We start from the raw sequence: 12972 nt of genomic DNA on the forward strand, positions 1-12972 counted from the left end.
CCCCTGCCCAAAATACGCGCTCTCCCCGAAACAGGATTGCGCGTATTACCAGACTGTTGTGCCTTGATTCTCAACAACCTGAACCGATCGGCGTCGGTTCAGGTCATAATGGTCAGAATGTTGCCTTTCTGATGGCGTGTTCAAGGTCGTTAATAATATCTTCTGGATCTTCAAGACCCACAGAAAGACGGATAAGCCCGTCGGTAATACCTGCTTTAAGCCGTTCCTCTGGCGCAACGGGCGAATGTGTCATAGACGCTGGGTGCTGAATGAGGGTTTCGGTATCACCGAGACTGACCGCGAGGAGGCACAATTCTACAGAATTGATCATCCGTCTGCCAGCCTCGAGGCCGCCGGCTATTTCGAAGCTGATAATTCCTCCTGGCAGGCTCATCTGTCGCTGGCCCAGCTCATACTGCGGGTGTGAAGACAAGCCAGGATAATAAACGCGGGTAATGGATGGATGCCCCTCGAGGAAGCGGGCGATTTTCAATGCGTTTTCACAGTGGCGTTCCATACGAATCCCCAGTGTTTTAACGCCGCGTAGCGTCAACCACGCGTTGAAAGGACTCATGCAGCCGCCGGTGATATCTTTCAGACCAACAAACCGCGCCTGGTCAATAAACTCCTGCTTACCAACAATGATGCCGCCAATCACGTCTCCGTGACCGTTGATATATTTAGTGACGCTGTGCACCACAATATCCGCGCCTAACTGTAAAGGCTGCTGGCAGTACGGTGACATAAAGGTGTTATCCACCACCAGCAATGCGCCTTGTTGATGGGCGATACCGGCTACCGTTTCAATGTCGACCAGCGACAGCGTCGGGTTAGCGGGCGTTTCGATATACACTACTTTGGTTTCCGGGCGCATGGCGGCGCGGATTTCTTCAGGCTTTGCCGCATCGACGAAGCTGACGTTAATCCCAAACTTCGGCATGCTGTGCGACAAAAATGCGTGGGTGCAGCCGTAAATCGCGCTGGCGGAAACGATATGGTCGCCCTGTTGGCACAACGTCAGCAGCGTGGTGGTGATGGCAGAAATACCCGATGCGGTTGCCAGCCCGGCTTCACCTCTTTCCAGTACCGCCAGCTTTTTCTCCAGCGCATCGGTGGTGGGGTTACCCAAACGGGTGTAAATGTACCCGGACTCCTCGAGCGCAAAGCGGGCGGCACCTTGTTCGGCGCTGTCAAAAACAAACGTTGAAGTCTGGAAAATAGGCGTACTGAGCGCGCCAGTAGAAGGGTCGGGTTGTTGCCCCGCGTGAACGATCTGGGTGTTGAATCCGTAAGTACGACAGTCAGACATGATATCTCCTTTGATTCGGAACAGAACAGCTCACAGTCAAATAGCAATCACTGTGCCAGAAAATTAAGGTATAGATATCAATGAGATATGTCTTTTTCTGTATTGAAGAGTGGCAGGAATGTTGCCAACTGGCAAGAATCTTTCCAGCGTAATGGTGCGAAAACAGGTGAAATGCGAGGCGCTACGCAGAGCCGTATATTGCGCAGTGATATGGCAAGTAGGCTACCGTAGAATCAGCGGCAAGCCGGGAATTCCCGGTGAGGCGCAATGTTGCGGGGGCTTGATCCCCGGCGGCATCGGTTGCTGGAAAGAGAAAACCCCCGCACGTTGTTAGGTATAAACCAGGCAACAAGACGGGGGCTAACTTGACTCCAGACAAGTTAAGAATAGCCGCGAACAGTTGCCATTGCAACACAGGCGGCTATATGACGCTCGCACAGTTAGGCGTGGCCTTCTGGCACGATTTAGCGGCTCCGATCATCGCTGGCATTATTGCCAGCCTGATTGTGAGCTGGCTGCGTAACAGGAAGTAATGCACCTTGCGGGCGTCTGTCTGCCGTGATGGCAACATGCGCCCGAACCAGGCCGCAGGGGGTAACTTTGCGGCCTTTTTCGGCTTAAATGCAGATAAATCTCGTCGCCAGGTGCCTATTCTGTCGGGATAATGCATGCTGGGAAGTTTTCAGATACCGCCTCTCTTAATACCGCTACGATCGGGTATACTCTGACGGCAGTTTCGTCTATCCGTGGAGAGTCAGTTTGCGTGTCAGTCGCTCGTTAACAATTAAGCAGATGGCAATGGTTGCGGCCGTTGTCATGGTGTTTGTGTTTATTTTTTGCACCGTTTTGTTGTTCCATCTGGTCCAGCAGAATCGCTACAACACGGCTACGCAACTGGAAAGTATCGCTCGCTCCGTCCGTGAGCCTCTGTCGGGCACGATCCTGAAAGGGGATATTCCCGAAGCAGAAGCTATTTTAAGAAGTATTCGACCAGCAGGCGTGGTCAGCCGCGCCGATGTGGTGCTTCCCAATCAGTTTCAGGCGCTGCGGATGAGCTTTATTCCTGAACGCCCGGTTCCGGTTACGGTGACTCGCCTGTTTGAACTTCCGGTACAAATTTCGCTGCCGGTCTATTCTCTTGAGCGTTCAGCGAATCCGCAACCGCTGGCGTATCTGGTGCTGCAGGCGGATTCGTACCGTATGTACAAGTTCGTGATGAGTACGCTCTCCACGTTAGTGACCATTTACTTACTTCTCTCGTTAATACTCACGGTAGCCATCTCATGGTGTATTAACAGATTGATTTTGCATCCATTACGTAAAATAGCGCGTGAGCTGAACGACATTCCCCAGCAGGATCTGATTGGCTATCAGCTGGCATTGCCGCGTCTGCATCAGGACGACGAGATTGGCCTGCTGGTGCGTAGCTATAACCTCAATCAGCAACTGATTCAGCGCCGCAGTGAAGAGCAAAGCGACCATTCAATGCGGTTCCCGGTTTCTGAGCTGCCCAACAAGTCGTTTCTGATGGCGCTGCTGGAGCAGGTTGTGAACCGCCAGCAGACAACGGCGTTGATGATTGTCACCTGCGAAACCCTGCGTGATACCGCGGGTGTGTTATCCGAGACCCAGCGGGAAATCCTGCTGCTTACGCTGGTTGAAAAGCTGAAGTCAGTATTGGCCCCCAGAATGGTGCTTACCCAGGTGAGCGGCTATGACTTTGCCATCATCGCACATGGTGTGAAAGAACCCTGGCACGCTATTACGCTAGGTCAGCAAGTACTCACTATCGTTAACGAGCGATTACCGATTCAGGGCATTCAACTCCGTCCAACCTGCAACATTGGGGTGGCGATGTTTAATGGCGATTTGACCGCAGAACAGCTTTACCACCGCGCACTCTCAGCCGTGTTAACGTCGCGTCACAAGGGTAAAAACCGGATTCAGTTCTTTGACCCGTTGCAGATGGAAGAGGCGCAACAGCGTTTGACGGAAGAGAACGATATTCTTACCGCGCTGGATAACCATCAGTTTGCGCTCTGGATGCAGCCGCAGGTGGAGATGTCCAGCGGTAAGGTATTGAGCGCAGAAGCATTATTGCGAATGCAGCAGCCAGACGGAAGCTGGGAACTGCCAGAAGGGTTAATCGACAGGATTGAGTCCTGTGGCCTGATGGTGACGGTCGGTTACTGGGTGCTGGAGGAGACATGCCGCCAGCTGTCAGCCTGGCAGGAACGCGGCCTGATGCTGCCGCTCTCGGTGAACCTGTCTGCGCTACAGCTGATGCATCCGAGTATGGTGTCGGATCTGCTGGAGTTGCTAAACCGCTATCGCATCAAGCCTGGGACGTTGATTCTGGAAGTGACCGAAAGCCGGCATATTGATGATCCTAACGCCGCTGTGGCTATTTTACGCCCGCTGCGCAACGCGGGTGTGCGTATCGCGCTGGACGATTTTGGTATGGGCTATGCGGGTCTGCGGCAGCTGCAGCACATGAAGTCGCTCCCGGTGGATGTACTCAAAATCGATAAGATGTTTGTCGATGGCGTCCCTGAAGATTGCAGCATGATCTCCGCCATCATTCAGTTAGCACATAGCCTCAATTTGCAGATGATCGCTGAGGGCGTCGAAACCGAAGCGCAACGCGAATGGTTATCACAAGCGGGGGTAGAAGTGGCACAAGGGTTCCTGTTTGCCCGGCCGGTTCCGGCGAATATCTTCGAAGAACGTTATCTGACGCCGAAAAACGCTGATTACAAAAGTTAAAAAAGGTCTCGCTTGTGCGAGCCAGCTCAAAATTTTTAACATTTCTGTATCAATTATGATCCAGGCGCATTTCTGTCATGTTGTGTGGGTGTTACTTTAAGGCCGCAGGTTAAACAAAACCTTACAAGACCTGTGGTTTTTACTTTAAGGACACCCTATGAAAACCTCTATATTCAAAAGCCTTTACTTTCAGGTCCTGACAGCAATTGCCATAGGTATTCTCCTTGGCCATTACTACCCTGAATTAGGCGCCCAAATGAAGCCACTTGGTGATGCTTTCGTTAAGCTCATCAAAATGGTCATCGCACCTGTCATCTTCTGTACTGTCGTGACCGGCATTGCAGGCATGGAAAGTATGAAAGCCGTAGGCCGCACCGGTGCGGTTGCACTGCTTTATTTTGAAATTGTCAGTACGATTGCGCTGATCATCGGCCTTATCATCGTCAACGTGGTGCAACCCGGTGCCGGTATGAACGTCGATCCGGCGACGCTGGATGCCAAAGCGGTTGCGATTTACGCCGAACAGGCAAAAGACCAGGGGATCGTAGGCTTCCTGATGGATATTATCCCGGGTAGCGTCATTGGCGCGTTCGCCAGTGGCAACATCCTGCAGGTATTGCTGTTTGCGGTTATGTTTGGTTTTGCGCTGCATCGTTTAGGTAGCAAAGGCCAGATGATTTTCAACGTGATTGAAAGCTTCTCGCAGGTTATTTTTGGCATCATCAACATGATCATGCGCCTGGCGCCGATCGGTGCTTTCGGTGCCATGGCCTTTACCATCGGTAAATATGGCGTCGGGACGCTGGTGCAGTTGGGTCAGTTGATTATCTGTTTCTACATCACCTGTATTCTGTTTGTGGTTGTGGTGTTGGGCTCGATTGCGCGCGCAACCGGCTTCAGCATTTTCAAATTCATCCGCTATATCCGTGAAGAACTGCTGATCGTTCTGGGTACCTCTTCTTCCGAGTCCGCGCTGCCGCGTATGCTCGATAAGATGGAAAAACTGGGCTGTCGCAAGTCGGTTGTCGGGTTGGTTATACCCACGGGCTACTCGTTTAACCTTGATGGGACATCAATCTATCTGACGATGGCGGCGGTGTTTATCGCTCAGGCCACCAACAGCCATATGGATATCTTCCATCAGATAACCCTGCTGGTGGTGCTCCTGCTCTCTTCAAAAGGTGCTGCGGGTGTGACCGGGAGTGGCTTCATTGTTCTGGCCGCGACTATCTCCGCTGTGGGCCATTTACCGGTTGCTGGCCTGGCGCTGATTCTCGGTATTGACCGCTTTATGTCTGAAGCCCGTGCGCTGACTAACCTGGTCGGTAACGGTGTGGCAACTGTTGTAGTAGCGAAATGGGTGAAAGAACTGGACCATAAAAAGCTGGATGATGTGCTGAATAATCGTGCGCCGGATGGCAAAACGCACGAAATATCCTCTTAATCTCTCCACTTATGCCCGTAGTCCCTTCCAGGACTGCGGGCGTTTGCGCATAATTAACCCCTATGCCTGAAACCGCCGATTCGGCGGCGTCGGGATTTTTTCACTTCCTCCGTGACATTTTTATGTTCTTGCGGTCTAACACGAAGTGTTTTTAACGTCATATTCAGAGAGTCCTCTCGCGGGCTGTCTTTTTATTTCCAGGATAGTTGATCAGGGGTTCACATGCAGGGCACAAAAATTCGACTTTTAGCGGGCGGCTTGCTGATGATGGCCACTGCCGGCTATGTGCAGGCAGATGCGCTCCAGCCTGACCCGGCGTGGCAACAGGGCACGCTGGCAAATGGGTTACAGTGGCAAGTCTTAGCCACTCCCCAGCGCCCCAGCGACCGTATTGAGGTTCGCCTGCTGGTCAATACCGGTTCACTCACCGAAAGTACACAACAGAGTGGTTTCAGCCATGCGATCCCGCGTATCGCGCTGACGCAAAGCGGTGGCCTCGATGCTACGCAAGCCCGTTCTCTGTGGCAGCAGGGGTTCGATCCCAGTCGTCCCATGCCGCCCGTTATCGTTTCCTATGATTCCACGCTGTATAACCTCAGTCTGCCTAACAGCCGCAACGATCTGCTGAAAGAGTCACTTTCTTATCTGGCGAATATTTCCGGTAATCTGAGCATCTCCCCTGAATCGGTCAATCATGCGCTGAGTAGCGAAGATATGGTTGCAACCTGGCCGTCAGATACCAAAGAGGGATGGTGGCGCTATCGTCTGAAGGGATCGACGCTGCTGGGTCACGATCCTGCCGATCCGCTGAAAACGCCTGTTGATGCGACGAAAATCCAGTCCTTCTACCAGAAATGGTATACCCCGGATGCGATGACGCTGATTATCGTCGGTAACGTAGATGCGCGCAGCGTGGCTGATCAAATCAATAAAACCTTTGGCGAATTAAAAGGTAAACGTGAAACGCCTGCGCCGGTACCCACGCTCTCTCCGCTGCGTGCAGAGGCCGTAAGCATAATGACCGATGCGGTACATCAGGATCGCCTGTCTATTATGTGGGATACGCCGTGGCAGCCGATCCGTGAATCTGCCGCGCTGTTACGTTACTGGCGCGCTGATTTAGCCCGTGAAGCGTTGTTCTGGCACATTCAGCAGGAACTCACCAAAAACAATGCCAAAGACATTGGCCTTGGCTTTGACTGTCGGGTGCTGTTCCTGCGCGCGCAATGTGCCATTAACGTTGAATCACCGAACGGTAAGCTGAACGCGAACCTCAGCACGGTTGCGCGTGAGCTGGCCAAAGTGCGCGATAAGGGGCTGCCGGAAGAAGAGTTTAATGCGCTGGTGGCGCAAAAGAATCTGGAACTGCAGAAGCTGTTTGCCACCTATGGTCGCACCGATACCGATATTTTGATCAGCCAGCGTTTGCGCTCGTTGCAAAACCAGGTCGTGGATATTGCGCCTGAACAGTATCAGCGTTTACGTCAGAGCTTCCTGAACAACCTGAGTGTTGAGATGCTGAATCAGGACCTGCGTCAGCAACTGTCGCAAGATATGGCGTTAATTCTGTTGCAGCCGAAGGGTGAACCTGAATTCAATATGAAGGATCTGCAGGCGACGTGGGATAGCATTATGGCGCCGGTTACCGCCGCGGCAACGTCGGTAGAAACGGATGAATCACATTCTGAAGTGACGGACATCCCGCCGGTGCAATAAGGGAATCGTGACCTGCAGGCCGGACGCGACGTTAACGTCTAATCCGGCCTGCCAGAACGCCAGATTATTGCGGCATGGCGTCGCGAGGAATAATCGCCCCGCGATGCTGAATAACGGTGCTTGCCGTCAGGTGCCCGCGTTTTGCGGCATCAGCGGCATCGCCACCGGTCAGACGTACCGCCAGATACCCGGCGCTGAAGGAGTCACCCGCAGCGGTCGTATCGATAACCTTCTCTTTCGGTAGTTTTACGGCCGGGACGTCGATGAGTTCTTCGCCTGCGATGGAAACCAGGCAAGAGTCTGCACCGCGTTTCACAACCACTTCCTGTACGCCAGCCGCGTGAGTACGGGCAATCACCTCGGCAACCGGTTTTTCACCCCACAGCGCGTCTTCATCATCCAGCGTCAGAAACGCGATATCGGTGCATTCCAGCATTTGCTGATACACCTGCTGGGTCTCTTCTTTACTGCTCCACAGACGTGGGCGGTAGTTATTGTCAAAAATGACCTTTCCACCGTTGGCGCGGCATTCTTGCAGCAGCGACAGCAGCTTGTCACGACTTGCCGGGCTTAAAATAGCCAGGCTGATTCCGCTCAGATACAGATAGTCAAATGTCGCCAGTTCTTCGCAAATAGCGGCGGACTGTTCGTTCTCAAGCCAGAATTTTGCGGCGGCTTCATTACGCCAGTAATAGAAGGTGCGCTCGCCGGTGCTATCGGTTTCAATGTAATAGAGGCCCGGCAGGCGGTTTTCCATGCGTTGGGTTAATGAGGTATCCACATTTTCGCTCTGCCAGGATTCCAGCATTTGTTGGCTAAAACTGTCGGTACCCAGCGCAGTCACATAGTGTACGGAAAGTGCCGCAGCATCGACCTGACGGGCGATATAAACGGATGTATTCAACGTGTCGCCACCGAATCCGCGCTGAACGTCAGCGCCTTTCTGTGACAGCTCAATCATGCATTCGCCAATCACGGCAATCTTTCTGGACATAGTCGTAACCTGCTCTGAAAAAAATTAGCGTTAGTGTGCGCTGTGGGTGTTAAGTGGTCAACTATATTAAAACATCGTTCCATTATTTTTTTGAGCCAGCACGTATTCTGCGTCGTTTTTTGCCGCTTAGTTTCTATTTTGCGTAGGGCTGAACGTAAAGTTCTTCGCCTGAGCGCCGATAACCTTTGACGAGTCCGGTCAGTCACACTCTTATTTACAGGACATCTCAGATGATAAAGCAGGTTACCCAGCAGCTAATTACGCTCGATGCGAGTATTGAAAACTTGCAGGAGAGACGCTATTGGCTGCAGTGCGAGCGTGCTTACACCTACCAGCCGATTTATCAGACCAACGGACGGCTGATGGCCGTTGAGCTGCTGACCGTCGTGAGCCATCCTGAAAACCCCTCCCAACGTATCGCGCCGGACCGCTATTTCGCCGAAGTGGCCGTACGACATCGTGTAGATGTGGTGAAAGAGCAGCTTGTACAGCTTGAACAAAAAGGGGCGTTTTTCAAAGCCAACGATCTGCTGGCATCCGTGAATGTCGACGGGCCAACGCTGATTGCAATGCGCCAGGATCCCGAAATCCTGAAAATCATCGAATGTTTGCCGTGGCTGCGCTTTGAACTGGTGGAACATATCCGCTTGCCGAAGGGGTCGTCGTTCGCCTCAATGTGCGAGTTTGGCCCGCTCTGGCTGGATGATTTTGGTACCGGAATGGCAAACTTCTCGGCTCTGAGCGAAGTGAGTTACGACTATATCAAAGTGGCGCGGGATCTGTTTGTCATGCTGCGCCAGACGCCGGAGGGCCGCAATCTCTTTACGCTGCTGTTACAGCTGATGAACCGCTATTGCCGCGGTGTGATTGTCGAAGGCGTTGAAACGCTGGAAGAGTGGCGTGATGTACAAAACTCACCGGCTTTCGCTGCGCAAGGCTATTTTCTCTCTCGTCCAGTGCCTCTGGATACCCTTGAAGACGTAATTCTGTCGCTTTGATAAGGATGTAGAACGCCTCCTTTTCCTCTGCTGGACTATCTTTAGGACAGGCAAGGAAGAAAGTAAGGAGGTTAAACATGACGAGAACAGGCAAAATAACCACTTCAGTAATAGGGGTTTTCTTGTTGTTGATCGTCGTACTCATCATCGTGATTGCGACATTTGACTGGAACCGGCTGAAACCGACCATCAACCAGAAAGTCTCTACAGAACTCAACCGGCCCTTCGCCATACGGGGTGACCTGGGTGTGGTTTGGGAACGCCAAAAACAGGAAACCGGCTGGCGTAGCTGGGTTCCGTGGCCGCATGTTCATGCTGAGGATATCATCCTCGGCAACCCGCCGGACATTCCTGACGTCACCATGGTGCATCTCCCGCGCGTTGAAGCCACGCTCGCCCCACTGGCATTGCTGACAAAAACCGTCTGGCTCCCGTGGATCAAGCTGGTAAAACCCGATGCACGGCTTATCCGCCTGTCGGAGAAAAATAATAACTGGACCTTTAACCTGGCAGGGGATGAAAACCGCGATCCCAATGCGCCGCCATCAGCCTGGTCCTTCCGGCTGGATAACATTCTGTTCGACCAAGGGCGCATCGCCATTAACGATAAGGTGACGAAGTCAGAGATTGAGATCCTGGTCGATCCGCTGGGTAAGCCGTTGCCCTTTAGCGAAGTGACTGGCGCAAAAAGTAAAGAGAGCAACGCCCACATTGAGGACTACGTGTTTGGTCTGAAAGCGCAAGGCCGATATAACGGCGAACCGCTAAGCGGTAGCGGGAAAATAGGCGGAATGCTGGCGCTGCGCGGTGAAGGAACTCCTTTCCCGATTCAGGCTGATTTCCGTTCGGGTAATACGCGTGTGGCGTTTATGGGTACGATAAACGATCCGATGAATATGGGCGGGGCGGATCTGCGGCTTAAATTCTCGGGAGATTCGCTAGGGGATTTGTACGATTTGACCGGCGTGCTGCTCCCGGATACGCCGCCGTTTGAAACCGACGGACATCTGGTCGCGAAAATTGACCCGGAAAAATCCTCTGTTTTTGATTACCGCGATTTTAATGGCCGAATTGGCGACAGCGATATTCACGGAACGCTGGCCTATACCACCGGTAAGCCGCGCCCAATGCTGAAAGGGGATGTTGAGTCACGCCAACTGAGGTTGGCTGATTTGGGGCCGCTGATCGGTGTGGATTCAGGCAAAGGGGCGGAGCGGGCCAAACAATCTGAACAGCGCAAAGGTGAGAAGAGCGTCCAGCCCGCGGACAAGGTCTTGCCGTATGACCGTTTTGAAACCGACAAATGGAACGTGATGGACGCTGACGTACGTTTCAAAGGACGGCGTATTGAGCACGGCAGCAGTCTGCCGATCAGCGATCTCTCCACCCATATCATCCTGAAAAATGCCGACCTGCGCCTGCAGCCGCTGAAATTTGGCCTCGCGGGAGGCAGCATTGTCTCCAGCATCCATCTGGAAGGAGATAAAAAGCCGATGCGGGGGCAGGCGGACATCCAGGCTCGCCGCCTGAAGCTAAAAGCGCTGATGCCGGATGTGGAGCTGATGCAGAAAACGCTCGGTGAAATGAACGGTGACGCCAGGTTTAGCGGGAGCGGAAACTCGGTAGCGGCGCTGCTTGGTAACAGCAACGGCAACCTGAAGCTGCTGATGAACGACGGTTTGATCAGCCGGAATCTGATGGAAATTGTTGGCTTGAATCTGGGCAACTATCTTGTTGGACAGATATTTGGTGATGACGAGGTGCGGGTGAACTGCGCGGCGGCGAATCTGGATATTGTTAACGGCGTAGCCCGCCCGCAGATTTTTGCCTTCGACACGGAAAACGCGGTCATTAATGTCACTGGTACGGCGAGTTTTGCGTCGGAGCAACTGGATTTAACCATCGATCCGGAGAGCAAAGGCATTCGTATTATTACCCTGCGTTCGCCGCTGTATGTTCGCGGCACCTTTAAGAATCCGCAGGCCGGCGTGAAGGCCGGGCCGCTGATTGCGCGCGGTGCGGTTGCTGCCGCGCTGGCAACGTTGGTGACGCCCGCGGCGGCCTTGCTGGCGCTGATTTCACCTTCTGAAGGGGACGCTAATCAATGCCGGACCATTTTGTCGCAAATGAAGAAGTGATTTTTGCCGTTGTCGGATGGCGCTAACGCTTCACTTCTGCGGCCTACATTTCATGCTCAACGTAGGCCGCAGACGGTGGTTACAGCCAAAAAATCACAATGACTGATGGCGGGTTTCGTGGGTTAACAGCAGCGCAATCAGCGTTAACGCCGCCATTGATGCCAGATACGTACCGACCGCCGCCAGGCCGTAATTCGCCTGCAGCCATGCGGCAATGTAAGGGGCAACGGAAGCACCAAGAATCGATGAAACGTTGTACGAGAACGACGCCCCCGTGTAGCGCACTTCGGTCGGGAACAGCTCCGGCAATAGCGCGCCCATCGGACCAAATGTCAAACCCATCAGGCTCAAACCAAGCAACAGGAAGGCGAACACCAGCACCGGATTGCCAGAGCCGAGCAGCGGTTTAAAGGCAAACAGCGCAAACAGAATAATAAGCGTGGTGATGATGAGCATGCTCTTGCGACGACCAAACGCATCGGCCAGCAGGCCTGCCACCGGCACCATGACGCCAAAGCCAATAACCGCCATCATCAGCATCCACAACACTTCATTACGCGGCAGGCCAAGCCCTACAGGCGCCGCGGCGGTGCTGAACGTCATGGAATAGACGGTCATGATATAGAACAGCGTATAGGTCGCCAGCATGATGAACGTGCCGAGGATCGTCACGCGGACATGTTTTGTCAGCAGGGTACCCAGCGGGATTTTCACCTGTTTTTTCGCCGCAGCCACTTTGGCAAAGACCGGGGATTCATGCAGCGAAACGCGAACGTACAGACCGATAATCACCAGCACCGCAGAGAAGATGAACGGTACGCGCCAGCCCCAGCTCATAAACTGCTCGTCGGTCAGCAGCCAGGAGAGCAGCAGGAAAGTGCCGTTGGCGAAGAAGAAGCCGATAGGTGCGCCCAACTGCGGGAATGATCCGTACAGCGCGCGTTTACGCGGCGGTGCGTTTTCCGTCGCCAGTAACGCCGCGCCGCCCCATTCACCGCCCAGTCCTAAACCCTGACCAAAACGCGCCAGCGCCAGCAGCAGCGGGGCGAAAATACCGATAGTTTCATAACCCGGCAGCAGGCCAATGACAACCGTCGAGATCCCCATGGTGAGCAGTGAGGCAACCAGCGTGACTTTACGCCCTACGCGATCGCCAAAATGCCCGAACACAGCAGAACCGATAGGCCGTGCCACAAAGGCGATAGCAAAGGTGGCAAGGGACTGCAGCGTTGCCGCGGTCGGATCCCCCTGCGGGAAGAAGATATGGGGGAACACGATCACCGCGGCGGTGGCGTAGATATAGAAGTCGAAGAACTCAATGGCAGTGCCAATGAGTGAGGCGACGACGACTTTATTGCGCGAGTTGACCGGGGTGTGTTCCTGTTCGTTGTCGAGCGTTGTGGCTGTTGCTTGCATAATATTTTCTTATTTTTGGTCGAACGAAAGGTCATATTACGCACAGCAAAAGAGACATTTCAATCTGTAACAAACCTTGCGATTGGTCAAAAACAGAGCAAAAAGGGGATAATTTTTAGGCTGGAGATTTCACTTCCATGAAATGCTTCACATAATTTAAAACTTGGATGATAAAACTGGTTTTTGGTTAA

The 12972-nt window shown here is 53.2% G+C and carries 9 protein-coding genes; 6 read left to right on the plus strand and 3 right to left on the minus strand.

Features of this window, described 5'->3' with window-relative positions:
* Positions 1–112 precede the first annotated feature (112 nt).
* On the minus strand, positions 113–1309 hold the full coding sequence (megL, locus tag GFC06_RS05495) for a methionine gamma-lyase (RefSeq protein WP_003023295.1): 1197 nt from the start codon (positions 1307–1309) through the stop codon (positions 113–115).
* A gap of 425 nt (positions 1310–1734) precedes the next feature.
* On the opposite strand from megL, the gene GFC06_RS05500 reads away from it, so the two are divergent.
* The 4 genes from GFC06_RS05500 to GFC06_RS05515 all read left to right on the plus strand — a co-directional run bounded on the left by GFC06_RS05500 (position 1735) and on the right by GFC06_RS05515 (position 7235).
* Complete coding sequence (locus GFC06_RS05500; RefSeq protein WP_016154898.1) at positions 1735–1842, plus strand: type I toxin-antitoxin system toxin Ldr family protein; 108 nt, start codon at positions 1735–1737, stop codon at positions 1840–1842.
* Positions 1843–2068: 226 nt separating this feature from the next.
* Positions 2069–4075 (plus strand): biofilm formation regulator HmsP, encoded by a 2007-nt coding sequence (hmsP, locus tag GFC06_RS05505; protein WP_032931922.1) that lies wholly within the window; start codon positions 2069–2071, stop codon positions 4073–4075.
* Positions 4076–4232: 157 nt separating this feature from the next.
* Positions 4233–5519 carry a C4-dicarboxylate transporter DctC gene (dctA, locus tag GFC06_RS05510; protein ID WP_003023301.1) on the plus strand — a complete coding sequence of 429 codons (1287 nt, stop codon included), beginning with the start codon at positions 4233–4235 and terminating at the stop codon, positions 5517–5519.
* 222 nt (positions 5520–5741) lie between these two features.
* Positions 5742–7235 carry a M16 family metallopeptidase gene (locus tag GFC06_RS05515; RefSeq protein WP_153689924.1) on the plus strand — a complete coding sequence of 498 codons (1494 nt, stop codon included), beginning with the start codon at positions 5742–5744 and terminating at the stop codon, positions 7233–7235.
* Positions 7236–7299: 64 nt separating this feature from the next.
* Here GFC06_RS05515 and kdgK read toward each other — a convergent pair whose 3' ends face one another.
* Complete coding sequence (gene kdgK, locus GFC06_RS05520; protein WP_049283136.1) at positions 7300–8229, minus strand: 2-dehydro-3-deoxygluconokinase; 930 nt, start codon at positions 8227–8229, stop codon at positions 7300–7302.
* A 230-nt stretch (positions 8230–8459) separates the two neighbouring features.
* Here kdgK and pdeH point away from each other — a divergent pair, with 230 nt between their 5' ends.
* Complete coding sequence (gene pdeH / locus GFC06_RS05525) at positions 8460–9227, plus strand: cyclic-guanylate-specific phosphodiesterase (protein ID WP_047415877.1); 768 nt, start codon at positions 8460–8462, stop codon at positions 9225–9227.
* 77 nt (positions 9228–9304) lie between these two features.
* A complete protein-coding gene (locus tag GFC06_RS05530; protein ID WP_019078089.1) occupies positions 9305–11365 on the plus strand; it encodes an AsmA family protein in 2061 nt (686 codons plus the stop codon).
* Positions 11366–11458: 93 nt separating this feature from the next.
* Here the strand turns inward: GFC06_RS05530 and GFC06_RS05535 are convergent, their stop codons facing one another.
* Positions 11459–12781: an MFS transporter gene (locus GFC06_RS05535; protein WP_003023312.1), complete on the minus strand. Its 1323-nt coding sequence runs from the start codon at positions 12779–12781 to the stop codon at positions 11459–11461.
* Positions 12782–12972 lie beyond the last annotated feature (191 nt).

Source organism: Citrobacter braakii (assembly GCF_009648935.1).
Lineage (GTDB): Bacteria > Pseudomonadota > Gammaproteobacteria > Enterobacterales > Enterobacteriaceae > Citrobacter > Citrobacter braakii.

Coding starts and splice junctions, on each gene's coding strand:
- GFC06_RS05535 (WP_003023312.1), bottom strand. CDS start 12,781: ATGCAAGCAACAGCCACAACGCTCGACAACGAACAGGAACACACCCCG.
- GFC06_RS05500 (WP_016154898.1), top strand. CDS start 1,735: ATGACGCTCGCACAGTTAGGCGTGGCCTTCTGGCACGATTTAGCGGCT.
- GFC06_RS05530 (WP_019078089.1), top strand. CDS start 9,305: ATGACGAGAACAGGCAAAATAACCACTTCAGTAATAGGGGTTTTCTTG.
- dctA (WP_003023301.1), top strand. CDS start 4,233: ATGAAAACCTCTATATTCAAAAGCCTTTACTTTCAGGTCCTGACAGCA.
- kdgK (WP_049283136.1), bottom strand. CDS start 8,229: ATGTCCAGAAAGATTGCCGTGATTGGCGAATGCATGATTGAGCTGTCA.
- pdeH (WP_047415877.1), top strand. CDS start 8,460: ATGATAAAGCAGGTTACCCAGCAGCTAATTACGCTCGATGCGAGTATT.
- megL (WP_003023295.1), bottom strand. CDS start 1,309: ATGTCTGACTGTCGTACTTACGGATTCAACACCCAGATCGTTCACGCG.
- GFC06_RS05515 (WP_153689924.1), top strand. CDS start 5,742: ATGCAGGGCACAAAAATTCGACTTTTAGCGGGCGGCTTGCTGATGATG.